At 55.6% G+C, this 26,475-nt stretch carries 24 protein-coding genes and 1 tRNA gene; 15 read left to right on the top strand and 10 right to left on the bottom strand.

Annotated features, from left to right (window positions below):
• The 4 genes from AC4EYZ_RS13810 to AC4EYZ_RS13795 all read left to right on the top strand — a co-directional run bounded on the left by AC4EYZ_RS13810 (position 1) and on the right by AC4EYZ_RS13795 (position 4,423).
• On the top strand, positions 1–936 hold the full coding sequence (locus tag AC4EYZ_RS13810) for an SMP-30/gluconolactonase/LRE family protein (protein WP_190374379.1): 936 nt from the start codon (positions 1–3) through the stop codon (positions 934–936).
• Positions 936–2,099 carry an amidohydrolase family protein gene (locus AC4EYZ_RS13805; protein WP_141440437.1) on the top strand — a complete coding sequence of 388 codons (1,164 nt, stop codon included), beginning with the start codon at positions 936–938 and terminating at the stop codon, positions 2,097–2,099. The genes AC4EYZ_RS13810 and AC4EYZ_RS13805 overlap by 1 nt, the downstream gene beginning before the upstream one ends.
• 210 nt (positions 2,100–2,309) lie before the next feature.
• Complete coding sequence (locus AC4EYZ_RS13800; protein ID WP_223828071.1) at positions 2,310–3,131, top strand: tripartite tricarboxylate transporter substrate binding protein; 822 nt, start codon at positions 2,310–2,312, stop codon at positions 3,129–3,131.
• A 335-nt stretch (positions 3,132–3,466) separates the two neighbouring features.
• On the top strand, positions 3,467–4,423 hold the full coding sequence (locus AC4EYZ_RS13795; protein WP_009286103.1) for a Bug family tripartite tricarboxylate transporter substrate binding protein: 957 nt from the start codon (positions 3,467–3,469) through the stop codon (positions 4,421–4,423).
• A gap of 18 nt (positions 4,424–4,441) precedes the next feature.
• On the opposite strand, the gene AC4EYZ_RS13790 is transcribed toward AC4EYZ_RS13795, so the two are convergent.
• A complete protein-coding gene (locus AC4EYZ_RS13790; RefSeq protein ID WP_255200324.1) occupies positions 4,442–4,576 on the bottom strand; it encodes a hypothetical protein in 135 nt (44 codons plus the stop codon).
• On the opposite strand from AC4EYZ_RS13790, the gene AC4EYZ_RS13785 reads away from it, so the two are divergent.
• Both AC4EYZ_RS13785 and AC4EYZ_RS13780 read left to right on the top strand, forming a co-directional pair.
• A complete protein-coding gene (locus AC4EYZ_RS13785) occupies positions 4,575–5,042 on the top strand; it encodes a tripartite tricarboxylate transporter TctB family protein (protein ID WP_027957855.1) in 468 nt (155 codons plus the stop codon). The genes AC4EYZ_RS13790 and AC4EYZ_RS13785 overlap by 2 nt on opposite strands.
• 14 nt (positions 5,043–5,056) lie before the next feature.
• Positions 5,057–6,562, top strand: a complete 1,506-nt coding sequence (locus AC4EYZ_RS13780) for a tripartite tricarboxylate transporter permease (RefSeq protein WP_141440434.1) — start codon at positions 5,057–5,059, stop codon at positions 6,560–6,562.
• Between the two features lie 239 nt (positions 6,563–6,801).
• Here the strand turns inward: AC4EYZ_RS13780 and AC4EYZ_RS13775 are convergent, their stop codons facing one another.
• From AC4EYZ_RS13775 to AC4EYZ_RS13755, 5 genes are read right to left on the bottom strand one after another with little or no spacing between them, the layout of a single operon-like run.
• Complete coding sequence (locus tag AC4EYZ_RS13775; RefSeq protein ID WP_474191727.1) at positions 6,802–7,887, bottom strand: ABC transporter ATP-binding protein; 1,086 nt, start codon at positions 7,885–7,887, stop codon at positions 6,802–6,804.
• A complete protein-coding gene (locus tag AC4EYZ_RS13770; protein ID WP_230804982.1) occupies positions 7,884–8,744 on the bottom strand; it encodes an ABC transporter permease in 861 nt (286 codons plus the stop codon). The genes AC4EYZ_RS13775 and AC4EYZ_RS13770 overlap by 4 nt, the downstream gene beginning before the upstream one ends.
• Complete coding sequence (locus AC4EYZ_RS13765) at positions 8,728–9,561, bottom strand: ABC transporter permease (protein ID WP_041157241.1); 834 nt, start codon at positions 9,559–9,561, stop codon at positions 8,728–8,730. The genes AC4EYZ_RS13770 and AC4EYZ_RS13765 overlap by 17 nt, the downstream gene beginning before the upstream one ends.
• The gene (locus tag AC4EYZ_RS13760; protein ID WP_427770400.1) at positions 9,558–10,382 is read right to left on the bottom strand and encodes an alkaline phosphatase family protein; all 825 of its coding nucleotides are present in this window, start codon (positions 10,380–10,382) and stop codon (positions 9,558–9,560) included. Before AC4EYZ_RS13760 ends, AC4EYZ_RS13765 begins: the two co-directional genes overlap by 4 nt.
• A 56-nt stretch (positions 10,383–10,438) precedes the next feature.
• The gene (locus AC4EYZ_RS13755; protein ID WP_490203828.1) at positions 10,439–11,518 is read right to left on the bottom strand and encodes an ABC transporter substrate-binding protein; all 1,080 of its coding nucleotides are present in this window, start codon (positions 11,516–11,518) and stop codon (positions 10,439–10,441) included.
• A gap of 269 nt (positions 11,519–11,787) precedes the next feature.
• Between AC4EYZ_RS13755 and AC4EYZ_RS13750 the strand changes: the two genes are divergently transcribed.
• The gene (locus AC4EYZ_RS13750; protein WP_474192449.1) at positions 11,788–12,561 is read left to right on the top strand and encodes a UTRA domain-containing protein; all 774 of its coding nucleotides are present in this window, start codon (positions 11,788–11,790) and stop codon (positions 12,559–12,561) included.
• Positions 12,562–13,132: 571 nt separating this feature from the next.
• On the opposite strand, the gene AC4EYZ_RS13745 is transcribed toward AC4EYZ_RS13750, so the two are convergent.
• The gene (locus AC4EYZ_RS13745) at positions 13,133–13,990 is read right to left on the bottom strand and encodes an ABC transporter substrate-binding protein (protein ID WP_474192450.1); all 858 of its coding nucleotides are present in this window, start codon (positions 13,988–13,990) and stop codon (positions 13,133–13,135) included.
• A gap of 249 nt (positions 13,991–14,239) precedes the next feature.
• Here AC4EYZ_RS13745 and AC4EYZ_RS13740 point away from each other — a divergent pair, with 249 nt between their 5' ends.
• The 3 genes from AC4EYZ_RS13740 (at position 14,240) to AC4EYZ_RS13730 (ending at position 18,655) form a co-directional block, all read left to right on the top strand.
• Entirely contained in the window at positions 14,240–16,414 is a 2,175-nt protein-coding gene (locus AC4EYZ_RS13740; protein ID WP_474192451.1) for a TonB-dependent receptor, read from the top strand.
• A 128-nt stretch (positions 16,415–16,542) separates the two neighbouring features.
• On the top strand, positions 16,543–16,761 hold the full coding sequence (locus AC4EYZ_RS13735; protein ID WP_230804978.1) for a hypothetical protein: 219 nt from the start codon (positions 16,543–16,545) through the stop codon (positions 16,759–16,761).
• Positions 16,762–17,476: 715 nt separating this feature from the next.
• Entirely contained in the window at positions 17,477–18,655 is a 1,179-nt protein-coding gene (locus AC4EYZ_RS13730) for an AAA family ATPase (RefSeq protein WP_474192452.1), read from the top strand.
• Here AC4EYZ_RS13730 and AC4EYZ_RS13725 read toward each other — a convergent pair.
• Positions 18,641–19,657, bottom strand: a complete 1,017-nt coding sequence (locus AC4EYZ_RS13725) for an IS30 family transposase (RefSeq protein ID WP_317998401.1) — start codon at positions 19,655–19,657, stop codon at positions 18,641–18,643. The genes AC4EYZ_RS13730 and AC4EYZ_RS13725 overlap by 15 nt on opposite strands.
• On the opposite strand from AC4EYZ_RS13725, the gene kwaA reads away from it, so the two are divergent.
• Together kwaA and kwaB are read left to right on the top strand one after the other, a co-directional pair.
• Entirely contained in the window at positions 19,656–20,258 is a 603-nt protein-coding gene (kwaA, locus tag AC4EYZ_RS13720) for an anti-phage protein KwaA (RefSeq protein WP_490203827.1), read from the top strand. The two genes, AC4EYZ_RS13725 and kwaA, sit on opposite strands and share 2 nt — an antisense overlap.
• Positions 20,259–20,261: 3 nt before the next feature.
• Positions 20,262–21,227: an anti-phage protein KwaB gene (gene kwaB, locus AC4EYZ_RS13715; protein ID WP_230804972.1), complete on the top strand. Its 966-nt coding sequence runs from the start codon at positions 20,262–20,264 to the stop codon at positions 21,225–21,227.
• Between the two features lie 232 nt (positions 21,228–21,459).
• On the opposite strand, the gene AC4EYZ_RS13710 is transcribed toward kwaB, so the two are convergent.
• Positions 21,460–21,536 (bottom strand) — tRNA-Arg (locus AC4EYZ_RS13710).
• Between the two features lie 144 nt (positions 21,537–21,680).
• Between AC4EYZ_RS13710 and AC4EYZ_RS13705 the strand changes: the two genes are divergently transcribed.
• Positions 21,681–22,676 carry a TRAP transporter substrate-binding protein gene (locus tag AC4EYZ_RS13705; RefSeq protein ID WP_342570123.1) on the top strand — a complete coding sequence of 332 codons (996 nt, stop codon included), beginning with the start codon at positions 21,681–21,683 and terminating at the stop codon, positions 22,674–22,676.
• Positions 22,677–22,782: 106 nt separating this feature from the next.
• Entirely contained in the window at positions 22,783–23,748 is a 966-nt protein-coding gene (locus tag AC4EYZ_RS13700) for a LysR family transcriptional regulator (RefSeq protein WP_474191731.1), read from the top strand.
• A gap of 14 nt (positions 23,749–23,762) precedes the next feature.
• Here the strand turns inward: AC4EYZ_RS13700 and AC4EYZ_RS13695 are convergent, their stop codons facing one another.
• Positions 23,763–25,154, bottom strand: coding sequence for an FAD-binding oxidoreductase (locus tag AC4EYZ_RS13695; protein WP_490203826.1), 1,392 nt, complete (start codon positions 25,152–25,154; stop codon positions 23,763–23,765).
• A gap of 268 nt (positions 25,155–25,422) precedes the next feature.
• Between AC4EYZ_RS13695 and AC4EYZ_RS13690 the strand changes: the two genes are divergently transcribed.
• On the top strand, positions 25,423–26,460 hold the full coding sequence (locus AC4EYZ_RS13690; RefSeq protein ID WP_400669513.1) for a TRAP transporter substrate-binding protein: 1,038 nt from the start codon (positions 25,423–25,425) through the stop codon (positions 26,458–26,460).
• Positions 26,461–26,475 lie beyond the last annotated feature (15 nt).

Here is a 26,475-nt window from a genome sequence, read left to right as displayed (position 1 = left end):
ATGGCATTCCCCCACCCCGACCCGATACTGATTGAGGCCGAGGTTTTCACCACACTGCCGACGTCACTGAGAAGATCCGGCCAACGCTCTTACTGGGCGGATCGCAACCGGCGCGGGGCGGTGGTCGACAGCTTCATTGAGGGCCCATCCTTCGATCTTGAGGGCAACCTGTGGTTCGTTGATATTCCCTTCGGTCGGGTCTTTCGCGCCTCACCTAACGGCGCCGTCGAGCAGATCACCGAGTACGAAGGCCAACCCAATGGCCTGAAGATCAATACGGGCGGGCACATCTACATTGCCGATTTTCGTAACGGCATCATGCAGTTGAATCCGAACACCGGCGAAGTGATCACCGCGCTGGGCGATGCTGACACCGAGGGCTTCAAGGGCTGCAACGACCTGCACTTCGGCCCCGACGGCTCGCTGTACTTCACCGACCAGGGCCAAACCGGCTTGCAGGATCCCTCTGGCCGTGTCTACCGCTGGCACCCGGACAGCGGTCGGCTGGACTGCCTTATCGACAAAGTGCCGAGCCCCAACGGGCTGGTGCTCGATAAGGCTGGCCATGCACTCTATGTGGCGGTAACCCGTGCCAATGCTGTCTGGCGTCTGCCGATCTCGGACAGCGGACGCGTGGTAAAAGCGGGGCTATTCCTGCAGTTTTCCGGCGGCCGTGCGGGCCCGGACGGTCTGGCGCTTACCAAGGATGGTGGCGTGGTGGTCTGTCAGACCGGCATGGGACTGGTTTGGGTACACGATGCGCTCGGTGTGCCAATCGCCGTGGTGAGATCCCCTCGTGGGCTCGGCACCACCAACTGCGCCTTCGGCGGGCCGGAAGGCCGTACACTCTTCATCACCGAGTCTGACACCGGCACTATTCTGCGCGCTGAGCTGCCCGTCGGCGGCTTTCCCATGGCTTCCGGCTGGGGTATGTGATGCTGACGACGAAGCCGCAGCCCTACGACAGCTTCCTTGCCTCCTGTTCCACGACCCAGCGGAATCACCAAGACAGTGACGATGCCGCCAACGAGCGACCCTGGCGCCGACGCCCCGTCGTAGACTCACCGAACCCGCCGCCGCGGCCGGACTGGCTCACCCAGGTTCGGGAGCCCTCGCTGGCTCCGGATCAGAAGATCGTCGATGCCCATCACCACCTTTGGGATCGCCGAGGCTTTCGCTATCTGCTTGAGGAGTTCACCGACGACATCGGCGACAGTGGCCATTGGGTGACTGCCTCGATCTACATCCAGTGCCGGACGATGTATCGCGCGAGCGGCCCCGAGGCCTATCGATCCGTCGGTGAGATCGAGTTCGTTCGCGGCCTCTCCGCTCAGTCGCGTAGCGGCCACTACGGGCCCACCGACGTGGCAACGGCCATCGTTGGCTATGCCGACCTACTGATGGGGGCCAGCGTCGCGCCGGTGCTCGAGGCGCTGATGGAGGCTGGCGGCGGGCGCTTTCGCGGTGTGCGCATGCCCGTCGCGGCGCATCCCGACCCCACCGTTCGTTCCAACCCCGTGCCAGCACCGGAGGGGCTGATGGTCAGCAAGCCCTTCGTCGAGGCAGCACGGCAGCTGTCCCGCCTCGGCCTGTCGTTGGATATATGGGCCTACCAAACCCAGCTCGACGAGGTAGCAACCTTGGCCCGCCGCCTGCCCGAGCTGACCATCGTTCTCGACCATGCTGGAGGGCCTCTGGGCGTCGGATCCTATCCCAGTCCTCATAGTGACCATAACTCGATCCATCGCCAGGCCTGGCGCGACGGTTTGGCGCGACTGGCCGAACTCCCCAATGTGATGCTCAAGATCGGCGGCTTTGGCATGCCGATCATGGGCTTCAGCTTCAACACAGGAAAGACGCCACCGAACTCACAGCACCTTGCCGATGCCATCGCCCCCGACGTGGACGCCTGCATTGAGCGCTTTACACCATCGCGCTGCATGTTGGAGAGCAACTTTCCTGTCGATAAGGGCAGTATCTCCTACGGCGTGCTGTGGAATGCCTATCACCGACTCACCGCCTCCTGGAGCCAGGAGGAACGCAACGCCGTGTTTCACGACACGGCTACACGGGTCTACCGGCTACCCGCCGGTTCATGACCTAACTAACCGCGCCGTTAATGAGCCATGCCCGCAAGTTCAACAACAAGATCGGAGTACGCCAACATGAAACAACGTTTTTTAAGCTTGTCCCTCGCCGCTGTCGCGTCGACTTCCCTCCTGGTCGGCACCAGCCTCGCTCAAGCCGACTATCCCGACAAACCGATCAACTTGGTGGTCGGCTACTCCGCCGGGGGCGGCACGGACGTCATGGCCCGCACAGTCGCCAAGTATCTGGAGGAGCAGTTGGGCGACGGCGCCACGGTGGTGGTTAAGAACATGCCTGGCGCGGGCGGCCAGATCGGATTTTCGGCGCTAGCCTCGGCCAGTCCAGACGGCTACACGATTGGCACCATGAATCTGCCAGCTGCCCTGGCGCTGACCTATGACCGCGAGGCTGACTACGACGTGGACAGCTTCACCTGGCTGGCCAACTTCGTCTCCGACCCTAATACCCTAGTGGTGCCGAAAGACTCTGACATCGCCTCGGTGGAAGACCTGATCGCGTACGCCAGGGACGTCCAAGGCAAGATGCCGGTGGGCCTGTCCTCGCTAGGCGGCAACGACCATTTCTCCGCTATCCAGTTCGCCGAGGCGGCCGACATTGAACTAAACTACGTACCGTTTAATGGCGCAGCCCAGGCGCGCAGCGCACTGATGGGCGGGCACGTGGCCATGGGCACCATGGCATATAGCCAGACGGTGGGCTTTGAAGATGAGCTACGCGTACTGGCCGTGCTGGCTGACGAGCGCCTGGAACAAGCCACCAACGTGCCGACGGCGAAGGAGCTCGGCTTCGATATCGAAATGGGCTCGTTCCGCGGCTTGGCGGCACCGGCCAACCTACCGGTTGACATCCGCTCTGCTCTGCTGGGCGCCCTTGAGGATGTGGCCGAGGACATCAACTTTAGCTCCGACATGGCACAGCAGGGCAACCCGCTGAGCGTCATCTATGGGGAAGACTATCGAGCCCTGGCCGAGGCCCAGGATGAGTTGGCGCGGCGCACCTGGGAAGAGACGCCCTGGAAGTAATCTTATTTAACAGACCGACGCGAGGCACTGCTGTCCCGCGCCGGTTTATCTCTATTTCATCCCCCCGGCGCACCAGCCTCACTCAATACATAGTCACACTGAATTACTCCCACTCCCCCCGACCATAGTCGTAAGCCTTTACTGGCCGTTCGTCATGGTATTAGCGGCCAACCCCGATGACATGGGCTTTATCGCCTATCCTCTCCATAGATACAGAAAAACTTACCACAAAGTTAAACATTATTCGCTTTTATCAAGTAATTCTGTACTGTTCACTGCACTAGACAGGCTTTGCCTTTTAGACCATCCGTGAATGTAAACGGGAGTACAACAACATGATCACAAAGTTTTCAACCATCGCCGCCACTCTCTGCCTCGCTAGCATTACCTCGACTCAGGCCCTCGCCGACTATCCAGAGAAAAAGATAGACCTGATCGTCGGCTATGCTGCAGGTGGTGGAACCGACGTCATGGCCCGCACCGTTGCGCCTTTCCTTGAGCAGTATCTTGGCGACGACGCTACCGTCGTAGTGAAGAATATGCCCGGTGCCAGCGGCCAGATCGGCGTCACCGCCACGGCCCAGGCCGATCCCGATGGTTACACTATCGGCACCTACAACCTGCCCGGTATGATGGCCCGCACCCTTGACCGCGACGCCGACTACGACGCCGATAGCTTCACCTACCTGGCCAACGTGGTAGACGATCCCAACGTGATCGTCACACCTAAGAGCAGCGACATCGACAGCATGGAAAAACTGGTCGCTGCAGCCCAGGAACGTGATGGTGCCATCACCGTCAGCATGTCAAGCCTCGGCGGCGATGATCACTTCTTCCTTATTCGGCTCTCCGAGGAGACCGACGCTGAATATACCATCGTTCCCTTCTCAGGCTCCGCGCCGGCGCGTAGTGCTCTCATGGGCGGTCATGTCGCAATGGGGATCATCAACTTATCGGAGGTGGTCAACTTCCGTGACGAGCTAAATGTGCTGGGCATTGCCACCAACGAACGTTCTGAACTACTGGAAGGTGTGCCGACCTTTACCGAGCAAGGCTACGATCTTGTCAACGGTTCGCTGCGTGGGTTTATTGCCCCCTCCGGCCTGCCGGAAGAGGTCGAGGCCAGCCTGATTAGTGCCTTCGAGAAGACGTACGAGGATCCAAAATTCCAAGAGGCTATGCTCAAATCTGGGAATCCTATCAGTCTGACGACAGGGGATGATTTTCAAGCACTTAACGCAGAGCAGCTTGAACTGGCCGAGCGTGTTTGGGAATCCTCACCCTGGAAATAAATTGATTGGCCGGGGTGTTCAATCAACCCGGCCGACCATGGCAAGCCCCCCTTCGTCACGCCCCGTAACAGGATAAAACGTCACCTCCACCATGTCGCTCGACTCGCTTGGTGGTAGACGCTCTACGAGCAAGCCAGCCAGAGAATAGAACATGAAACAGACCACTTCAGGGCAAGGGCCTCATCCCGACCTCATCACCGGTATCGCCATCATCGTTGTCGCAGGGTTTCTTCTGCTACGCACACCCGACATGCCGACCATGAGCTCCCTGCTGCCTATAACAATGCTGAGCACGCTAATCGGGCTCTCTGTATTAATGATCTTACGGGTTTTTGCCGCCACGCGAAGCGAGCGCTTTAAAGCCCCACGGCACCAAATATTCGAGAATTTGCCGCGCTTTCTCGGCATTGTCGTGGCCATTGGGCTCTACGTGGCCAGCGTGAGCTTGATCGGCTTTTACACAACCACCGCGGTTATGGTGCCTTTGGTGGCGTGGAGCTTCGGCTATCGGGATATCAAACGGTTGCTGTTGGCGGATCTGATATTCACCGGAGGCTTGGCAATAATTTTCGCTTTGCTAATGGGTCAGGATCTCCCCACTGAATTCTTTATACGCTGAAAGAGGGCTGACACATGTATGGAAGTTTGATTGATGCACTCCCAGCGGTGCTGTCTCTCGGCAATTTCGCCGCTGTCGTGCTCGGCGTTATAACAGGCATCTGTATTGGTGCCTTGCCCGGGCTCAGCGCCACCATGGCAATCTCGGTACTGATTCCCTTCACCTTCGGCATGGATCCACTGGTAGCACTTGGCATGATGGCCGGTATCTATAACGGCGCCATGTACGGTGGTGCTATTCCCGCGGTGCTGCTGCGCATTCCCGGCACCCCCGCCGCCGTAGCCACCAGCTTCGACGGCTACCCAATGGCCCAGCAAGGCAGGGGCGGTTATGCGCTTCAGGTCTCAGTGGTGTCATCCGCCATCGGTGGCATCGTCTCGGCTATCGTGCTCATGCTATTGGCCCCGCCGCTGGCCAAGGTAACACTGCTGTTTGGCCCCTCCGAGGTTTTCTGGGTCGCCGTCTTCGGCCTCTCGGCCATCGTCTTCCTGCTCGGCGGAGACGTCCTCAAGGGCTTGTTGAGCGCCTGTTTCGGCGTTTTTGTCTCGCTGGTCGGGCTAGACTCTATCTCCGGATATGACCGCTACACCTTCGGCCACCTGGAGTTACTCGACGGCATCAACATCGTGGTGCTACTCGTCGGGCTCTACGCCATACCGCCGGCAATCGCCCTCCTGGAGGAAGTCGTGGATGTCGACACCTCCACGGCCAAAAAGCTCAATACGACGAGCCTCTGGAAGGCCTTTCCGAGCATGCTGAGATTCTGGAAGACTTGGCTGCGCTCTTCGGTGATCGGCGTGTTCGTCGGCATCCTGCCGGGCGCTGGCGGATCAATGGCGGCCTTTCTCAGCTACAACGAAGCACGTCGCGCATCCAGTAATCCCGAAGACTGGGGCAAGGGCGAACCCGAGGGCGTAGCGGCCTCCGAGACCGCCAACAACGCCGATACCGCCTCGGCACTGATTCCCGCCTTGACGCTCGGCATCCCCGGTACCGCGGTGGCTGCAGTGATGCTCGGTGGCCTGATGATCCACGGTCTGCAACCTGGCCCGATGCTCTTCCGTGACAACCCCGGCATTGTGTTCGGCTTCATGTGGCAGTTCCTGTTCGCCGCCATCTTGCTGATCGTACTTGGCGGCGCCCTGGCCACCAACAGCTTTGCACAGGTTCTGCGTCTGCCGCGTCCACTGCTTGGCGCTTTCATCATCACCCTGGTTCTAGTGGGGGTCTACTCGATCAATGGCCGGATGTTCGACGTTTACTTGATGCTGGGCTTCGGTTTTATCGGCTACTTTATGGACAAACTGAAGTTCCCATTGCCCCCAGTCGTGCTGGGCCTAATTCTCGGTGGCTTCGCCGAGCAGAACTTGCGTCTGGCTCTGCGCATTGGTGGAGGCGATTGGACAGCCTTGGCAGCGAATACCACGTCGAAGGTGCTTATTGCCATGATTCTTCTTGTCATTCTTATGCCTCTCTTTTCACGACTGTCCCGCCGCAAGAAGAGTGAGTCGACGGCATAGTACCCTGTTAATAATTTAGGCCCTGCGGTCTGATATGGCATGAAAGCGCGGCGCCCCTACCGCGCTTCTTCTGTTGTTTGCCCCCGGTGGCCAAGGGGATGTCAGCCCTTCATTCGCTTCGACTACTGGCACTTCAGCGGGCGTTCTCTTCTGCCGGCGCTGGCTATCGTTACGATATGCCTTGCCACCGCTATGCTTTAGAGCGCCACTGATAAAGGCACATGATAAACGGGGCCTAATTACTCTACGAACGCTTGAACCTCATCGAGGTCCACCACCACCCCTACTTGGCTGCCTTCCGTCAGCAGATGCCGGCTACCGCGGTTGAGCGTATCAACAGAGAGCACCACCCCGGGGCACTCTACCGAATAGCGCACGATGTTGCCGAGCAGTTGGCAGCGGCGTATGACCCCGGGGCACTCTGGGCCAGGGCGAGCCGGTCGCTCCACGCCCATCGCTCCGTCTGCCAGTGGCTGGAGGTAAAGGGCCTCTGGCCGCAGCGCCACGCGTGCTGAGTCGAAACCCTCTCCTAACAGCGGACGGGCCTGATCGCCGAGCAATATGTTGTAGTGCCCCATAAAGCCCGCCGCGTGGTAGTCCCTGGGCCGTGTATAGAGTTCTTCGGCGCTTCCCTGCTGCAGAATGTGCCCGTCATGCATCAGGAAGATACGGTCAGACATCACCAGTGCCTCTTCCTGGTCATGGGTCACAAACAGGGTCGTCAGCCCTAATGTCTGCTGGATATCGCGCAGCTGCTGACGTAGATGGCCGCGGATACGGGCATCGAGCGCTGAGAGCGGCTCATCCATCAATAGGATACGTGGCTCAACCACCAGCGCTCTTGCTAAAGCCACGCGTTGGCATTGTCCGCCGGAGAGCTGGTGGGGAAACTTGTCAGCATGCACATTGAGCTCTACCAGACGCAGTACTTCATCCACCCGGCGGCTGCGCTCCTCATGCGGCACCTTCTGCATACGCAGGCCGAAGGCGACGTTGTCGGTCACCCGCATGTTGGGAAACAGCGCATAATGCTGGAAGACCATGCCAACACCACGCTGCTGCGGTGGAAGTGCGGTGATCTCTTCGCCATCCACCACGATTCGCCCCTCATCCAGCCGATTCAACCCGGCAATAGATCGCAACAGGGTCGATTTTCCGCAACCGGAGGGCCCCAGCAGCGTGACGAACTCACCCTTGGCTATCACCGCATTGATGTGAGAAAACACCTGGGTAGTGCCGAAACGCTTGGCCAACCCCTCGAGATGGAGATAGCCAGAGGCCAGGGTGCTGTCGTTGGCTACCGGAGCACCGCTTAGGGTCGTCATGGGTTGGCCCCCTTGGTAATGGCGTGACCGGCCTGACGATTCCCCAACCAGGTCAGCAGCAGGGTGAACAAGAAGAGTGTTATCACCAATGCGCTGGTGAAGTGGCCGCTGGAGCCACGCATATTGTTGAGATACACCTGCAGGGTCTCGAAGCGCGTGCCTACCAGCATGTTGGCGAAGACGAACTCGCCGATCAGGAAGGAGAAGGACAGGAACACGGCGACCTGCACTCCCACGCGGATGTTGGGAAGAATGACCAGGAAGAAGGCCTTGAAGGGCGTTGCCCCCAGCAATTGCGCGGCTTCCATCAGTGACCTTACATCGATGGTGCGCAGGCTGTTGGCAATGGCCCGGTAGACGAAGGGCAGCGCGATCGTCACGTAGGTAAACATCAGAATCCAGGGGGTGCCCACCAGTGGCAGCGGGCCGCCAGCGTAGAGTTGCAGCAGTCCTACCGAGGAGACCACAGGAGGCACTGCAAAGGGCACCAGGATAAGGCCACTCATCCAGGCATCCAGCCGTGGGTAGCGGGTATGCGCCAGGAAAGCTACCGGCACCACCAGCACCAAACTCAGCGCCAGCGCACCTAGAGTGACCAGCAGTGAGCGGGCGAAGGCCCACTGAAAGCGCGGTGTACTCCATAGCTCCCAAAACCACTTCAGGGTCACCCCATCAGGCAGGAGGGTGGCCCCCCAGCTGGACGCCAACGCATACCCCAGGGTGGCGAGCAGCGGCAGCGCCAGTAGCGTGAACACACCCCACACCACCAGTGCATAGGGCGACGGCCAGGCAAGGCGAAGTGCTGGCAGTGGCGACTCCCCTGGTCGGGATAGGGTGAGATCAGCGTTCTGCGACATAATGGCTCCTGCGCACTATCCACTGCTGAATCAGGGTGACCATTGCCAGTAACCCGACCAGAACCAGCGCCAGTGCGCTGGCCAGATTGGGCTGCAGGAAGAGATCCCCCGAGACCAGATTGGCGATACGGATAGTCATGAGGTTGTAGCTGGTATTGACCAGCGCATAAACAGTGGCATAGGCGCCCATGGCGTTGGCGATCAGGATCGTCAGCGTCCCCGCCAGTGCCGGCCGGAGGATCGGCAGACCGATATGGCGCCAGTAGGCGATGCGCCCGGCGCCCAGCAGACTGGCAGCGTCCCGCCACTCTGCCCGCAGCCCCTCGAAGGCAGGAAACAGCAGCAGTATGCCCAGGGGAATCTGGAACCAGGTGTAGATCACGATCAGGCCGTTGCGCGAATAGAGCGAGAAGCTGTCGATCAGCCCTAGACGCTGAAGGGCAATGGTCAACACCCCGTTGGCGCCCATCAGGATGATGAACGCGAAGGCCAACGGTACACCGGCAAAGTTGCTGGTCATGTTAGTGAAGGCGATCATCCAGCGCCGCAGCGGACCACTGGTGCGGGTCAGGCTGTGGCACGCCAGGGTGGCGATGATCAGCCCCAGAAGGCTCGAAATCAGTGAGATCTCCAGACTGCGCCCAATGGCCTGCCGAAAGAAGGTCGAACCCGCGATTTCCCTGAAGTGGCCGAGCCCCCAGGCGCCCTCGACGTGGAAGGCACTGATGGCGATCCAGCCGAGCGGCGCCAGTTGGAAGGCCACGAATACCAGCGCAAAGGGTACCAGCCATAGCCAGGCGGGCAGTAGACGCTTCACGACGCCGCCCTCCCCTCGGCCAGCAGCTCGGCGTGATAGGGTTTGTCATGCTCCAGGCCCAGCAAGGTGGCCAAGGTACCGCACAGCCTTGGCTGCTGCAGCGATGCCACCGGCGCATGAGCAAATGCCTCGCCAAATAGCCATAGTGGCACCCGGCGCTCCTCCTCCAGCAGGCCCGAGTGAGAACCGTCGGCGTTCATGCCGTGGTCGGCGGTCACCATCACCTGGTAGCCCTCAGCCAGCCACTGCGGCAAATAGTCGGCCAGGGCGCTATCGGCCCGACGTGCGGCGTTGCGGTACTGGGGCGAATCCCCGCCATGGCGATGACCGGCATCATCGACATTCATGCTGTGCACCAGCAGAAAGTCAGGGGCGTTGAGCCGGCGCAGCGCTTCGGCGTCGCTGAACAGGTGATCGTCAGGGTAGTGATCCTGCCAGTAGAAGAGGCCAGCCTGGATCGCGCTCTCCGCATTCTGGTGGAAACGGTGGCGGGCAGGCACAAAGGGAGCCTCAAGATAGAGCTCGCTGACCCAGTGATAGGCCGCCGCAGCGGTACGCCGCCCTTGGCGAACCGCCAGATCGAACAGGCTGGTACCCGTTGATCGGCGTACCACCTGGTTATGTACCACCCCAGAGTCCACAGGACGGTCGCCGGTCAGCAAACACTCATAGAGAGGGCGGGACATGGCTGGCAGCTCGCAATTAAGCGCGTGGAAGCTGCCACGGCCCGCTTCACAGAGGGCATGCAAGTGACCCATTGCGTGCCGCCCCACGGCATGGTTAAGGCCATCGAGCACCACGAGAATGACGCGGTGAGACATCACAGGCTCCTTGCCGCCTCCTGGGGAGGCGGCCGTCAGTCGGGAAGAGGAGGCGGTTACTGCTGATGGATCAGCACCTGGGACTGCCACTGGCTCGGCAGCTGTCGAGCGCTCATTTCCCAGGCGTCGAAATCCTCTACCGCACGGGCATTGGCGTACTGCTCATTGGGCAGCAGTTTGGCGGCGATCGCTTCGGGGAGGGTCAGGTGCTCGGCGCGAATCGGGCGGGCATACCCCTCCGCCAGGTTGAACTGCCCTTCGTCGGAGAGGATGAACTCGCGCGCCAGCTTGGCCGCGTTTGGATGCGGGGCGTGCTTATTGATGATGGTGGCGTAGCCAGAAGTCACCGAGGCATCGGCAGGAATGACCACATCGAAGGCATCACGGTTGATCTGATCACGGTAGTTCAGAGCGTTGAAGTCCCACATCAGCGCAACCTCGACTTCCCCCTTCTCGAGGTTGGCGATGCTGGGATCCGCCAGTGACAACCGCCCCTGGCGGGCCAGTTCGGCAAATAGCTCCAGCCCTGGCAGCAGGTTATTTTCATCACCTCCGTTGGCATAGGCGGCGGCGAGCACCGAGCTGTTAGCCTGCGCCGCTTGCCCTACGGCGCCCAGCGCTACGCTGTAGTCGCCCTCGACCAAGTCAGCAAAGGTGCGCGGCCGCTCCTCCTCCGGCACTAGCTGCTTGTTGATCATAAAGGCAATAGTGCCGGTATAGCCCAATACCCAGTGGCCGTCCTCATCCTTGGCCCAATCGGGAATCTCTTCCCAGGTCGTCGGCTTGTAGGGCTGAGTCACGCCTTCTGACACGGCGATGGGGCCAAAGCTGATGCCCACGTCACCGATATCAACGGTGGCATTTTCACCCTCGGCCTTGAACTTGGCAATTTCCTCGGCGGAGCTCATGTCGGTATCCATGTGCTCCAAACCATACTGTTCGTGCAAATCGGCCCAGGTGTCTTTCCAGTTGGCCCAGGAGTCCGGCATGCCGACGCTGTCGACGCGCCCCTCCTCCTGGGCAGCGGCGATCAGTTCGGACAGGTCGGTATCCGCTTGGGCTTGGCTGGCGAGAAGCGCCGTTCCGAGCGCAGCGGTTAGCGTCAGTTGCAGCAGCGACGAGCGTGTCGGATTCACAGTATGGCCTCATTCGGTTAGTCAGGGTGATGCCGCCATCTGGTCTAGTTCAGTAACGGCTGACAAAAGGCATACTAGGAGGTGGAAATGACAAAGGCATGTCGCTTGAATGACATTCACATGTCCTTACAATAGCGGAAATTGCTGCTGAAATTGGCGGTTATAGATCAGACATGTCATCGCCCTGACATGATACCTTCGCTAAAATAACCTGCAGACGACTGCGTGCGAGCTTAAGCAGTCTGAACTAGACCAGAAGCGAGCTTCCTTTGACCACTACGCTGCCACACGCCACGCCATTTAGCGCGAATAACGCCTTACCCCGCCTGACGCCACCGACCAGCCGCCTTCAGCAGGCGCTACTGGGCATGCTGGCAGAGGAGGCCCCCTCTGCCACTGGGCGCCTACCCTCCGAACGACAGATGATGGAGCGCTTCTCAACCACACGCATCACACTGCGTGAGGCGTTGATGCAACTGGAGGCCGAAGGTCGCATCTATCGGGAGAGCCGCCGCGGCTGGTTCGTCTCTCCTCCTCGTCTTCGCTACGACTTACTCGCCTCTCTGCCGTTCAAGGAAATGGTAGCGTCCCAGCAGCGCTGCCCGGAAACCGAGGTACTCAAAGCCACCCAGTGCCCTGCCCAACCCAAGGTCGCGGCCCGCCTGGGCATCCTGGAAGGAGCACCGGTTTTCCACATCATCCGGGCACGCCGTATCGATGGGCGCCCCGTGCTATACGTCGAACACTACCTGCGCGCGGACTGCTTCCCCGGGATTCTCGAGCACGACCTCGTGACCTGCTCACTCACCGAACTCTATCGCAGCCACTACGGCATACGCATCAGCCGTGTCAGCTTCGAGCTCTGCTCCACGGTGCTGCATAGTCGTGCGGCTGAGGCACTGCGCGCGGCCTCAGGAGGGCCTGCTCAGCGCGTCACTCGTATCAACTACGACCAGAATGGCCGAGCCATCGATTATGACGATGAGCTTTGGCGACATGATGCGATTGAACTCACTGTGTCGGCGGCGCCGCAGGGCACGTAACAACTGCCCATCGATGAGCTCGCCCGCATAAAAGCGTTTCAACAGCGTCACCAACGCCGCTTCACGATCATCAGCAGCGTGTTTTTTCATAACAGCCCCAGCGCTTGAGCCGAGTATCAAGAGTGCGCAAGCCAACGAACCTCGCGTCCAATATTCGTGGGCAGGTAACGACAATTAACCCGCATCGTGCCAAGCCTTATCAAAATGAATCTGTACTGTCAGTTTCAAGCACCACCTGTGCGCAGAATAGTGCTCAAGATATCCAATATGAGCAGTTTAGTGCGCAAAATAAGCTTCAAGAAAAATTAATGAGCAGTATTCTGCACAATAAAAGCAGCAGAACGTTTTAAGGTGCCAACGAAATCCAGAGCGATTTGGTCACGGTTCTCGCCCCAGTGGGCATATCACCATGTTCCCCAAGAGGCTGGATATCCACCAAGAGAGCTGGAGTTGGTTGTTGGAAAAGCGCTGGAAAGGCATGGTCAGACTGCAAAATGACAGCGCCACCGGCGCCATTGACGCATGAAATAGCACCTAGCCTGATCGGAAATAGGGTTAAGCGCTCAAACGCTTACTCAAGGTGGGTGCGCGACGTCAGGGCAGAAACCAGCTCCCGAGCAAAGCGTTGAGCGGAAGGCAGCGCGCCAAAACTCCATACCGGCGGTAAGCGCAATAGAGTGGCGTTTTTAACGCTGGGTAAGTGTTGCCATAAACCACTTTTCGCCAGTGCGTCTTCGACCCCAGCGGGCACCGGCTCGACAACGACCAGCGTGGCCTCAGGAAAGTCGTAGAGCGCTTCGATACCCACGAGTGAAAATCCCCAGGCGTTGGTAGGCCGATCCCAGGCATTGGTCAAATTGATTCGTTCAAGCACGGCATTATAGAGACTGTTGTCGCCAAAAATCCTGACATGACGGGCATCCATGAATTGCACCATCAGTAGCGGCGGTGCATCGGGACGCTGTTGGCTAAGCGTGTCCATCAACGCATGCGTTTCGTTGATTAGCTGCGCTGCCTGCAGCCGGTGGCCGGTCAACTCACCTAGCTGCCGGGTGAGTGTTTGTATCTCTTGCCAGGTATGAGTGCCGGGAGAATAGGGGGAGAACGACGTGACGGGGGCAATTCTCTCCAGACGCTCTGTCAAACTGGCGAACATCGGCGAAATGAACGTTTGCGTCGGTGGCGATTGCGCCATGAGTTCGAGGTTGGGCTGTGATCGCAGGCCAATATCTGCAACGCCGTCGGGGATTCTTGGCTCCCCTACCCACTCATGGTAGCCATTTTGTTGAGCGGTACCACTCAGCGGCGCGTCAATGGCCAGTAGCGTTTCGGCAATGGTCCAGTTGATAGTGGCCCACTGCGCGTGGGCACTCGACAAGGGCAGCAAGCAAGCGGCCGTTAAACAGCAGCGAACCAAGAAAGAGAGCATCGACCGGTGGCACATAGCAGCGAGAGCATCAGAAAAAAGGGATCACATTGAGACGTCAATGCGCATTTTTTGCAAGGCAGTACGTAAAAAATATCATCCGCATATGTTAATACATCTCATTTTGTTTATCATATGCATTTATGCCGGAAAGGTGATCATGGCACGACAGCCAAGCCCTCCGCTTGCTTATATCGGCTTCATAAAAACGCGGCGGCTGGGTGCAGCTGTAAAAACGATAGGATCGATACTATGTCTCTTGGGAACACCTCCAACACAGCGGCTAAGCGCCGTAAAGCACGGCTTCTGCGCGCGCTGACGCTGATCGCGATGGGTATTTCGCCCGCGACCGCCTGGGCGCAAACGAGTGCTGACAATCAGTCCCTGGAGACCGTCACCGTCACGGGCTCCATACCGACCTATGGAGATACGCCACCTCCGGCCTTCGCCGGTGGCCAAATCGCGGCGGGTGGCCGAGTGGGCCTGATCGGTGAAAAGGACGCGATGGACGTGCCTTTCAACGTTATCAGTTATACCAGTGAGCTGATGGAGAACCAACAATCCCAAACACTGGGCGATACGCTGCAAAACGATGCCTCGGTATCGGTAGGGCTGGGCTTTGGCATCTATGGCGAAGCGTACAAAGTACGCGGCTTTAACCTGACCGGTGACGACGTTGCTTATGGCGGCCTCTACGGTGTACTGCCACGACAAATCATCAACAGCAACCTTGCCGAGCGCGTCGAAGTCTTCAAAGGCGCCAGCGCCTTTACGTCGGGCATTCCCATCGGCGGGAGCGGCGGAATTGGTGGCACCATCAACATCGAGCCCAAACACGCGGGGGATGACCCGATGCTCAAGCTATCCAGCGGCTACCGCTCCGATGGCTACGACGAAGTTGGCGTGGATGCTAGCCAGCGTTATGGTGATCAGCAGCAATGGGGGGCACGGGTAAGTGCCATGCGCGGCCGTGGTGACACTGCCATTGATGACGAAAACCAGCGCGATACCTCCACCGTCGTTGGGCTCGACTACCGTGGCGCTCAAGGCCGGATATTGTTCGATGTCGGTCATCAAAAGCTCACCCTGGATGGTGGCCGCTCAAGCGTTAATACCGGCGCGGCCACTCAAGTGCCCGCTGCGCCGGATTCCTCGTTGAACTACACCCCCTCTTTCGGTGGGACCGAGCTAGAAACCAATTTCGGCATGGTCAGAGGCGAATATGACCTCACCAACACCTGGACCGCTTTCGCGGCCTTGGGGGGTAACCGCACGCTCGAAGGCATCGTGTCGGCGACTCCTCGCCTTACCGATGATGCAGGTAACGCCAGGGTCAACGACTTCGAGACCAACAACCACATCGACAACGTCGCCAGCCAAGCGGGGCTTCGTGGGTATGTGTTGACCGGCCCGGTCAGCCATGACATCACCGTTGGCTACTCCAGCGCCTATCGCAAGTTCGACACGGACTGGAGTTTCCTCGCGGCAGGCACGACCAACATCTACGATCCCGTCGATTTATCTCGCCCGGATGGCACGCCTTTCGTGGGGGGTAGCGTGACGCGCACACGCTCCCAAGGGGTCACGCTGAGCGATACGCTTGGATTCATTGATGACCGACTGTTGCTGACACTGGGCGCACGCTATCAAGAACTCGAGATCGACGAACGTCCTAATGACGATAGCAGCAATCGCTATGCCGATCGTCGGGTAACCCCCGCCGTCGGTGCGGTGTTCAAAACCACGGATAATATCTCGCTCTACGCCAACTACGTCGAAGCATTGCAGGATGGCGGCACGGTCACCGATACCACAGCGCTGAACTTTGGCCAGCACTTGGGCATTGCCCATGCCGAGCAGCAAGAGGTGGGCGCTAAGTTCGACTACGGCAACCTAGGCGGTGGCATTAGCCTGTTCCAGATTGAGCTACCCTCTGCAGCGGTCGTCGATGGCGTCGGCAACCTGGATAACGAGCAGCGTAATCGCGGCCTGGAGCTAAGCCTTTACGGTGAGCCGACGACAGGAGTGCGCTTGTTCAGCAGCGCGACCTGGATAGATGCCGAACTCACCAAAACCCAGGATGGCAACGAAGGAAATGACGCCACGGGCGTTCCTGAGTATCGTTTTGTGCTTGGTGGCGAATGGGACACACCCTTCATCGAGCGCCTCACTGCCACTGGGCGCGTCCTGCACACAGGCTCGCAGTACGCCGATGTAGCCAACGACTTGGAGTTGGATTCCTGGACACGCCTCGATCTTGGCCTGCGCTACACCACACCGGTCGGTGGCGCTGATTGGATCTGGCGCGCAGGCATCGACAACGTGACCGACGAAAATTACTGGTCAGGCGCCTCGACGTCCTTTGCGAATTATTTGATTCAAGGCGAACCGCGCACCTTCAAGCTTTCGGCGACCGTCGAGTTTTAAGTAACGCACACTCTTTACCGTTACCATGAGGGCGCTTCCTATGAAGCGCCCTCACTGTTTGCGGCACGCTTACCTTAGGCTTGCTTAATTTGATGTGTTGCCGATTGGTCGCCCGCTAGATGCGGCTTATGACTACCTCAACTGGTGGATATCGGGATGGCCCGACGCCGTCATGGCCCGCCAAGAGCCTTCCTAGCCCCGATGGCACCGCTGACATGATTCATCGAGGCGAAATCCGCGATGGCGGAGACTACCAGACCAGAATGAGCCGTATCGCGGTGTGGAATATCGTCATGGATGAGCATAACTATTTGGTAAGGCGCTGGAATGATTTTATGTCGGCGTAAGCCTTGAGTTTGATCTAGCATTTCGCATCTTCCGCCCTCGCATTGGAAGCAACAGCGTGATGACCATAAGTACATGACCTCACCTCTTGGCTTTCAAGAGCTTACGCGGGGTTTGTGTTTGCTCCCCAGCTCCCATCTAATCAAGACTGCGCCGCGCCAACGCTAGAAAAATGTATGCTCTAATCAGCAGGCCAAGAAGAAGCGTTGAAAAGAAAAGCTTACGAACCTCAGCCCATTTAAACAGCTTGTGCTAGGCTAAGTTCAGTAGAGAATTGAGCAAGTGCTCGGAAACTAATTAGCAAGTAGCATAAGGTTGAAAACGCCCCAAAGCGAACCCTCGGAAAATGCAGCAGCCGCGCGGATTTCGAACATACGGCCTAATGGAAATTAATAGTTATACCTGTCATAAACTTAGAGCAGATTTTACAGGCTTTATTTGACGGATAGACGTGTCGTTGCGTTTGTTCAATCATAAGATAGGAAGCCTAATACGCTGTTATATGTCAAAGCCTGAAAAATAGGATGTCTTGTAAGTGATCAACAAAAATTCACTCTCAGAACAGGATATGACCGACTAGCTATCCATGTTACTTAACATAGGATCACCGCAGAGACATACCCAGAACGAGTCTATAATCCACTGGATAGCATGATAAACCTTTGACGACAGGCGCCAAAAGTTAAGGGGATTGAACCTAAATTATAAGGAAGCATTATGATTAAGTCTGAATATCTACGCTTTTTGCGAACTCTTAATTCAGACGAAGTTATTCCGGGAGTGCGCAAGCTAGCTAACCTTGTGCTGGCAAATCTTGAAGATCTTGCTGCCCTAGGAACCTATCAAGGCCAGCGGGTTAAGAAAATGGTTGCCTTGGCACAGGCTAACTGGGATACCTTAAGCTCAGAGATTCAGTCGTTACCGGAGCTGGCCGTCGAGAAAACTTCTCCCATTACCCAGATCAAAAGTATGACCGTGGGACCCTTTCGTGGTTTTTCTAGGCAAGAAGTTTTTGATTTAGAAAGCCGTTTGGTTCTTATATATGGACCAAATGGCACCGGTAAATCTAGCTTTTGCGAAGCTCTTGAATATGGCCTTCTTGGTAATGTGGCTGAAGCAGAAAGTAAGCGCTTTCGAGATCAAGGTGATTACCTAAAAAACGCACATATTAATCGTTTTTCGACACCAGTCGTTACAGGTTTAAGCGAGCAAGGCGATGAGGTTGAAATCGACGCAAATGAGGCATTATTTCGATTTTGTTTCATTGAAAAAAATCGCATCGATAGCTTTTCTAGAATTGCCGCACAGGCGCCAGCTAAGCAAACTGAACTTATCTCAACATTATTTGGTTTAGACTCTTTCAATGAATTTGTGCGCAATTTTACTTCGGATATTGATGGCAAATATATTGATATTACTGGTGTTAAAGCAGCTCAGTTAGCGCAAAAAAGGCAGGCACTTTCTGGTGCGCAACAGCAGATATCGACAAACAATGCAGAGTTACAAAAGCTAAATATTGAGGAGCAAAACTTAGCCAATCGGTACCGTAACGATGCAACCTTTAATCAAATACTCATTGAGTTAAAAGGTGACGGTAAGAATCCCGGAGCAATTCAGCAGTTAGAAACAGAGTTACAACAGCCTCCAGAAAGCAAGAATAACTTAACCATTAACGCATTACAGACACTAGGTAGCTCCATAAAAACCGGTCTCAGTGAGTTGGAATTGAAGCAGCAAGAGCTGGCGACTGCAAGTCAGGAGGTGTCATTCAAGAATTTATACGACGCAGTTGTTCAGCTGCAATCCAGTAGTCCAGAACACTGTCCAGCGTGCAAAACGCCGCTAATAAAGGGGCGGATGCAGACTCTGAGTGCAACACACTCACTGGATGGTTGATGGGCTTTCATGGTACTTGGTCATCAGCTCGCTCATCACTTCTATCGGACATTTAAACCCAAAGCGTTTTCGAGGTCGCATATTTAGCTCAAAGGCAATGGCGTCTAGCTCTTCCTGGCTATGCACTGAAAGATCCGTTCCTTTCGGTAAATATTGACGGATTAGGCCATTGATATTCTCATTGGCCCCCCGCTGCCAGGGGCTATGGGGATCGCAAAAGTAAATCGCAACACCGGTTTCTTGAGTAATTTTTGCATGGTGTGCCATTTCACGCCCCTGATCATAAGTCATGCTTTTTCGAGCGGTGGTCGGCATTCGGTTCAGGGCAGCACTAAAGCCTGCGACGGCGGATGTGGCGGTGGCGTCATCCATTTTTGCGAGTATCAGATAGCCACTACTAAGTTCTACCAAGGTGCCTACCGCAGACGCGTTATTCTTACCTTTAATCAGATCGCCCTCCCAGTGGCCGGGCATTTCACGCTTACTGACCTCGGGCGGACGTAAGTGAATGCTGACCATGTCAGGGATCTGTCCACGTCGATCCACTTCGCCACGGCGAGGCTTGCGTGTGGTTTTACCTTGTCGCAAGCAGTGAATCAGTTCCTTGCGAAGGTGGCCAACAGGCAAGGCATAAATGGCCGTGTAGATGGTTTCTCGGCAGACGTAGGCATCGCGCAAATCAGGTAGTTTCATCATTTTGAGCTTGCCGCTAATTTGTTCAGGAGACAAGCGTTGTCGCAACATATAAACGATGAGGTCAAAACGCTCCGTGCCCGGCACAAGCTTCTGTGTCGGGCGACAGGCAGCTCGACGCTTTTCTCGCTGACGTTGAGCGTGCCGGGCACAGTAACCGTTCTGGGCTATTTGGTTACGGCGTATTTCACGAGAGATGGTTGAAGGAGCTCGCCCTAAGAGCTGGGCAATATGCCGAAGGCTCATCCCTTGGGCTTGACCCACTTGGATGCTGGCACGTTCTTCAATGCTGAGTTCGAGGTAAGACATGGGACAACACCTTAGCGAAATGCTCAGGTGTTGCACTCAATTTCTGCGGCCAAGCATCCTTTCACTTGGGTTGCTATTTATCTTCTTCATTATCATTACGATTAAAATCCCCGTGCAGCAATTTTCAATAAAAGAATGGTCTCACTGGAAAGTATTATTAAGCGAAAACCCCATACCATTAATTTCATCTACTCTGTTGATTTACTGTTTTTTTTCTTACAAGAGGTTCGATTTCGACCTTAAGGGAGCGACAGACATTCCCTTTGAAATAAAAAAAATAGAGAGTATAAATTACGAACATCTAACTTTTCTGGCAACGTACGTGGTACCACTAATTAGCTTTGATTTCAGTAGTGGTCGACAAATGGTCGTGCTTGCACTTCTTTTGATAGTGATGGGCATTATTTATATAAAAACGGATTTGTTTTACGCGAACCCATCTCTTGCATTAATGGGCTTTCACATCTATCGAGTTGACGGTGAATTTAAAACAGGATCTAGAAAAGGAATAATTTTGATTTGTCGAAGTAAATTTATTGCTGGAGATAAAGTTTCTTATATAAAGCTAGATGATAGAATCTACTATGCTAAAAAGGGGTGAGGAATGACTGGGGATGAGCTGAAGACCGCATTACAAAAATTTTATGACGAATATGACGATATAGGAGTATCTGTCTATACTGTTTTAAAAGATCAAGAGGAATCTGGCCCTCAAAAGGTAGATATTGAATCAGAAGCGATGCAGGGGTTGAAGGCTCTATTCATACAGAGCTTGAAAGATTCTATTACGGAGAAGGAAGACCTATCTGTTCTAAACTTATCTACTTCCGATGAACGAGTGGATGCTATTTATCTCTACGATATTGAATTGCCGGAAGAGCTACTGGCAATGGAAGGTGTCCTTCAGCAAGATGATTTACCTTTACTTAATCTACAGGAATCGAGCTTGTCAAACATTAAGGCGCTCTTGATAGAAATAGGAAATAACGTCGGACAAATGGTTCTCTACAAAACGATGGCTCCAATTAATATTTTTGGTCGTAAAAGCTTTTTTCTGAAAAAAGCAAGGCATCGAATGGAGAAAATTGAGGACGAGTTTCTCCGTATTAGTTCTGGATTTCAATTATTACGTATTGATGGGCAACTGTTAGTGATTGATCTGACTGCGATCGAAAAAAGCTTTGGCTTCCACGAAGTAATTAAGCGTGAAGCCGCTTTAGGCGTCACGGCTGTAGAAAAAATGCAACTAGTACAGAATCCAGAGGTACTTCACGAGTTATTGGAAGATGTAAAGTACGCACGCCGCCTTACTAAAATTGCTAAAGCATCTCCCGTCATTAAAAAGAACATCCCCAATGAAAGCATTATCAGTTTTTGTAAGAGCTTTCCAAAATTGAAAGGAAAAATTCGATTTAATGGCACTGAAGACAAAATCGTCTTGGACACTAAGGTTTCACAGGATCTATTTATTAAGGTTCTAATGGATGATTATCTCACTTCTGAATTAACAGACTTGCATTATGAAAGCGTAGCAAAAGATAGTGCAGAGGAAGAAGAAGTGGAGAATTGAGATAACGTGAAAATTGTGAGTCCCAATTTCTGGACGACTCTGATCAAAGGAATCTCTATACCCGCTCTATGCTGTATATAGCAAACGCATATTGTCGGACTTGGTTTTCCGCTGCGCGCCAAACCAGCCGCAAATGTCGGCGCGGCGCTATATCAAAAATTCTTAAAATACTTTTTTGGCCGATACCAGCCAAAAAAAGAGGCCCACGATTTCGTAGGCCCCTTTTACAATTTGGCGCGCCCGGCAGGATTTGAACCTGCGACCCTCGGCTTCGGAGGCCGATACTCTATCCAACTGAGCTACGGGCGCTTGTGGGTGCGTATCGTAACTGTGCAGGGGCGCTGTGTCCAGCCGTATGGCGCTTGAGTACCTTTAGTCAATTGACCGTTTTCCCTGGTGTGGTGCATGCTTTGGGAGCACTTCTGCACCTTAGTCCACTGGGAACACAATAATATGAAAACATTTGCACGTAGCACGCTGGCACTGGGCGTCTCACTGGCGCTGGTAAGCGCCGCGAACGCCGCTGATTTTGCTGATATGGATCCCGTCACCCTGCGCCTGGCCCACGTGGTCAATGAGCAGGATGGTTTCCACATTGCCGCCACCAAATTTGAAGAGCTGGTGGAAGAGCGCACCGACGGCAAGGTAGATATCGAAATTTACCCCAACGCCACCTTGGGTGACGAACGCACGCTGCTGGAAGGCATGCAGATCGGCACCGTGGATATGGGCGTGATCACCAACGGGCCGGTAGCCAACTTTGTCGAAGAGATGGCGGTATTCGAACTGCCGTTCCTGTTCCCCTCCCCGGAAGCCGCTTACGAAGTACTCGATGGCCCGATTGGCCAGGAACTGCTCGATAAGCTTTCTGAGGTGAACCTGAAAGGCATGGCCTACGCCGAACGCGGTTTCCGCAACCTGACCAACAGCGAGCGCGCCGTAAACTCGCCGGAAGATCTGGACGGCCTGCGCATCCGCGTGATGGAAAACCCGGTCTACACCGACACCTTCCGCGAGCTAGGCGCCAACGCGATTCCCATGGCGTGGACTGAAGCGCTCACCGCCATGCAGCAAGGCACCATCGACGGTCAGGAGAACCCGGTAAACGTGATTCACTCGTTCAACCTGGATGAAACCCAGAACTACATGACCCTCTCCCGCCACACCTACGCCCCGGCGATTTTTGTGATGGGTATGCCCGCCTGGAACCAACTGCCTGAAAACGCCCAAGAGGTACTGCTAGCAGCGGCACAGGAAGCAGCGGAGCATGAGCGCCAGGTGAACGCAGAAATGGAAAGCGAACAGCTGCAGGCCCTGCGCGATGCGGGCATGGAGATCAACGACGATCCAGATATGGAAGCCTTCCAATCTGCCGTTGCGCCGGTGTATGAGAAGTACGGCGAACAGTTCGGTGATTACCTGCCGCGCATCCAGGAAGCGCTCAAGTAATTCGCTTCCCATCGAGGCAGCCCGACATTAGATACAGTGCTTTTACAGCAGTGGCTGAGGGCTGTTCCCGCGCCGGGACGGCCCTTCCAACCAAGAGACACGCCTGATGGCTGACACCACCCATACGAAGCTGGCGAACAGGCTCAATAAGATAAATCTCAATTTACTATTGGTTTTTCACACGCTGTATTGGAAAAGGAGTTTGACGCTCACCGCACAAGCGCTCTGCCTGACGCAACCGGCGGTCAGCCACTCGCTGAAAAAGCTCCGCCTGTTAATGGACGACCCGCTTTTCATTAAGACGCTGGACGGCATGCAACCGACCCCGCTTGCCCGGCAGATGGATGCCGCCGTAGCCAAAGGGCTGTTCTACCTTGATCAGGCAGTTCACAGCAATAACGAGTTTTCGCCTGCCACATCAAAGCGGGAGTTTCGTGTCAGTTTGGTGGACTATGTCAGCCAACAGCTGCAACCCAAGCTTATCCAGCACTGCTTGGAACACGCGCCAGATTTGTGTTTCAACATGCTCTCCACGCGCATCGCAAGTGCAGAAGGCGCCCAACAAGTCCTTCAAGAGCACGATATCGACCTGGCAGTGGTGCAGTTCGAAACCTTGCCGCTCACCTCTCATCATGAATACTTGTTTGACGATGTGATTGGCTGTGTGGGCGATGCGACATTTCATGGCGAGAGCAGCGCCATTACCCTTGAGGCTTTTCTAAACTCCCCCCAGGTCGCTTTGTCCCATCGTGAAGACAGCCCGCTGTTAATTAATGAAAAACTGAGAGAGTTGGGGTTAGAGCGGAAAATCGTCGCCAAAACGCCCTACATCAATCCGCTGCAGGAAATATTGGTGTCCACAGCACTGCTCTGCGTGGTGACAGAGAGTGCGGCCAGGGTCATTTGCCGCAACAATAGCTTGAAGTTCTACGCTCTGCCCCTGGACGTACCGGCGTTCAAAGTCTGCCTGTGCTGGGATGAAAGGAAGGATCACGATTCTGGCATACACTGGTTGCGGCAATTAACCCGGGAGCTGATGACACCAGCCCCCTCCGCCCTGGGCGACCCTTAATCAAACCGCCAAACTCACTCCACCGCCACGACTTTGCCACGATTCAACAGTAGCTTGGGATCCAGAGCGAGTTTCATGCGCTTCATTAAAGCGATCTCCTCGCTGGAGCGGGAAATACTGAGGTAATCGCGTTTTTCGAGACCAATGCCGTGCTCGGCAGAGATCGAGCCGCCGTACTCTTTTAGAGGCGAGTAAACCAAATGCTCCACTTGGCGGCGGCTTTGCGAGCTGTCGTCGCGCACCGTGATCATGATGTGCAGGTTGCCATCGCCAAGATGGCCGAACACGATCATTTTACCTGTTTGCGGAAACTGCGCCTTGAGGTTTTGCTCCAGGGTATCAACGTACGCGTCCATATGCGGAATCGGCAGGCTGATATCATAGGAGAACATCGGCTTCAGCTGGTGCACCAGCACTTCGATATCCTCTCGGATCGCCCAGATGCCCTGGCGCTGGGCACCGGAACTGGCTAGCACGGCATCGGTGATCAAGCCGTCTTCCATCGCCTTTTGCAGAATCTCGGAGAAATGCTCCGCATCCTGGGCATCATCTAGCCCTAGGGTTTCGATGATCGCGTAGAAAGGCGAGTCGTCGGCCAACGGGGGCGCGTGCTTACCACTCTCGGTGGTCACCAGTTTGTAGTGGCTATTCCACAATGCCTCGAAGGCGCTAAGGCTATTGGCGAGCTCTTGGGAGACCTTGCGTAACAGCTGGGTCAAGGCATCGAAAGAGGGCACCGCGACCAGCGCGGTTTGCTCGCTGGGCATATGCGGCTGCAGCCGGAGCACTGCGCGAGTGACGATACCCAGCGTGCCTTCGCTACCGATAAATAGCTGTTTGAGGTCGTAGCCAGCATTATTCTTGAGCATTTTGTTCAACGAGCTGACCACGGTGCCGTCGCTGAGTACGGCTTCCAGCCCCAGCACTTGCTGGCGCATCATGCCGTAGCGAATGACCCGTATGCCGCCTGCATTGGTGGCAATATTGCCGCCAATGGTGCACGAGCCCCGGGCGCCAAGATCGAGCGGAAACTGCATATCGATCTCCGCCGCGGTTTCTTGTACACGCTGGAGCGTCACCCCGGCCTGAACCTGAATCGTAGAGCCGACCAGGTCGATCTCTTCGATCTGGTTCATCAGTTCCAAGGAAACCACCAGTTCCTCAGGGCTGGCTTCCCCACCGTGCACAATGCCGGTCATGCCGCCATGGGTCACCACCAGCTGGTCGGCCTGATAGCATAAGGCCATGACTTTGCTAAGCTGTTCGGTGTTGCGGGGCCTTACAATGGCTTTGGCACGACAGGGCGCCCCGGTAAACCAGTCGACGCTACGCTGGGAGACATCTTCACCGAGCAGCACGCCTTCTGGGCCGACTACCGCTACTAGGTCGTTAAGCAACTTATCCATTGGTTATTCCTGTTTTAGCTGGCGTTGCCATGGGTAGCAAGACTTAGCCATCGACTAAGCCTTACAATTGCCTTCCAAGGCATTTAATCAATCGTAATGTTTGCAGGCTAGCGCTAACTATCACCACTCTCAAGCCCCAGATCTATAAAGATTTTTTGGATTATTATCGCGAATAGTGGAATGAAAATAAGTAATTTGCCCTGTTAGTTCGATGTGATATAGATGAAGCCCAATAAGACAATAAGAACAGCCACCACTAGGAGATAATGTGAATCACAACGCCCGCTTCACCGCTCACGCCGCATCCTGTTATACAAGTAAATTCAAACAGTTAAACTTGACATTGCTATGCGCTGGCCTGCTTGGCTTACCGCTCATGGCCCACGCCGAGGAAATAACGCCTACCAACCTGCGCTTAGCGACCGTGGTAAATACAGAAGATACTTACCATATCGCCGCCGAGCGGTTTCAGCAGTTAGTCAGCGAACAGACCGACGGTGCGGTCTCCGTAGAGATATTCCCCAACGCTTCTCTGGGAGACGAGCGCACCATTCTGGAAGGCATGCAGATCGGCACTGTCGATATGGGCGTGATCACCAACGGGCCAGTGGCCAACTTCGTTGATGAGTTCTCAGTGTTTGAGCTGCCTTTCCTCTTCCCTTCTGCAGAATCAGCCTACTCGGTGCTGGATGGTGAGATCGGCCAGGAGATACTGGGTAAATTAGAGAATGTGAACCTTAAAGGGCTGGCGTTTGCTGAGCGCGGTTTTCGCAATATCACCAATAGCCAGCACGCGATTAATGCGCCCCAGGATCTCGAAGGCCTGACACTGCGCGTCATCGAGAACGAGGTCTATGTGGATACGTTCCGGGAACTCGGCGCCAATGCCGTGCCCATGGCGTGGACAGAAGCGCTGACCGCCCTGCAACAAGGCACGATTGATGGTCAGGAAAACCCGGTTAACGCCATCCATGCCTTTAACCTGGCGGAAACCCAGGACTACCTCACCATGACACGGCATATCTATGCGCCAGCGATTTTTATTATGAGCTTACCCGCCTGGAACGGCCTTCAAGAGGAGGTTCAGGAGATCGTGCTTGACGCCGCCAGCGAAGCTTCTAGCTATGCCAGAGAACAAAATGCCATCATGGAAGCCGAGCAGTTAGCCGAATTAGCTGAGGCAGGTATGGAAATTAATGAGTCGCCCGATATCGCCGCATTTCAGGAAGCCGTTGCCCCGGTGTATGAAAAGTATGGTGATCAGTTCGGCGACTATCTGCAACGCATCCAGGAGGAAGTGAAGTAAGTGCCCACTCACACG

The sequence above is a fragment of the Vreelandella sp. 162(4c) genome (genome assembly GCF_058152265.1).
The sequence above is the reverse complement of the archived record's forward strand: the minus strand, read 5'-3'. Positions and strand labels throughout refer to the sequence as shown.

Excerpts from the sequence above, each read along its gene's own strand:
- AC4EYZ_RS13770 (WP_230804982.1), bottom strand. The coding sequence starts at position 8,744 with ATGTCGCAGAACGCTGATCTCACCCTATCCCGACCAGGGGAGTCGCCA.
- AC4EYZ_RS13700 (WP_474191731.1), top strand. The coding sequence starts at position 22,783 with ATGGCTGACACCACCCATACGAAGCTGGCGAACAGGCTCAATAAGATA.
- kwaA (WP_490203827.1), top strand. The coding sequence starts at position 19,656 with ATGGGACAACACCTTAGCGAAATGCTCAGGTGTTGCACTCAATTTCTG.
- kwaB (WP_230804972.1), top strand. The coding sequence starts at position 20,262 with ATGACTGGGGATGAGCTGAAGACCGCATTACAAAAATTTTATGACGAA.
- AC4EYZ_RS13730 (WP_474192452.1), top strand. The coding sequence starts at position 17,477 with ATGATTAAGTCTGAATATCTACGCTTTTTGCGAACTCTTAATTCAGAC.
- AC4EYZ_RS13805 (WP_141440437.1), top strand. The coding sequence starts at position 936 with ATGCTGACGACGAAGCCGCAGCCCTACGACAGCTTCCTTGCCTCCTGT.
- AC4EYZ_RS13795 (WP_009286103.1), top strand. The coding sequence starts at position 3,467 with ATGATCACAAAGTTTTCAACCATCGCCGCCACTCTCTGCCTCGCTAGC.
- AC4EYZ_RS13775 (WP_474191727.1), bottom strand. The coding sequence starts at position 7,887 with ATGACGACCCTAAGCGGTGCTCCGGTAGCCAACGACAGCACCCTGGCC.
- AC4EYZ_RS13780 (WP_141440434.1), top strand. The coding sequence starts at position 5,057 with ATGTATGGAAGTTTGATTGATGCACTCCCAGCGGTGCTGTCTCTCGGC.
- AC4EYZ_RS13745 (WP_474192450.1), bottom strand. The coding sequence starts at position 13,990 with ATGCTCTCTTTCTTGGTTCGCTGCTGTTTAACGGCCGCTTGCTTGCTG.
- AC4EYZ_RS13740 (WP_474192451.1), top strand. The coding sequence starts at position 14,240 with ATGTCTCTTGGGAACACCTCCAACACAGCGGCTAAGCGCCGTAAAGCA.
- AC4EYZ_RS13785 (WP_027957855.1), top strand. The coding sequence starts at position 4,575 with ATGAAACAGACCACTTCAGGGCAAGGGCCTCATCCCGACCTCATCACC.
- AC4EYZ_RS13695 (WP_490203826.1), bottom strand. The coding sequence starts at position 25,154 with ATGGATAAGTTGCTTAACGACCTAGTAGCGGTAGTCGGCCCAGAAGGC.
- AC4EYZ_RS13725 (WP_317998401.1), bottom strand. The coding sequence starts at position 19,657 with ATGTCTTACCTCGAACTCAGCATTGAAGAACGTGCCAGCATCCAAGTG.
- AC4EYZ_RS13735 (WP_230804978.1), top strand. The coding sequence starts at position 16,543 with ATGACTACCTCAACTGGTGGATATCGGGATGGCCCGACGCCGTCATGG.
- AC4EYZ_RS13705 (WP_342570123.1), top strand. The coding sequence starts at position 21,681 with ATGAAAACATTTGCACGTAGCACGCTGGCACTGGGCGTCTCACTGGCG.
- AC4EYZ_RS13810 (WP_190374379.1), top strand. The coding sequence starts at position 1 with ATGGCATTCCCCCACCCCGACCCGATACTGATTGAGGCCGAGGTTTTC.
- AC4EYZ_RS13800 (WP_223828071.1), top strand. The coding sequence starts at position 2,310 with ATGGCCCGCACAGTCGCCAAGTATCTGGAGGAGCAGTTGGGCGACGGC.
- AC4EYZ_RS13760 (WP_427770400.1), bottom strand. The coding sequence starts at position 10,382 with ATGTCTCACCGCGTCATTCTCGTGGTGCTCGATGGCCTTAACCATGCC.
- AC4EYZ_RS13790 (WP_255200324.1), bottom strand. The coding sequence starts at position 4,576 with ATGTTCTATTCTCTGGCTGGCTTGCTCGTAGAGCGTCTACCACCAAGC.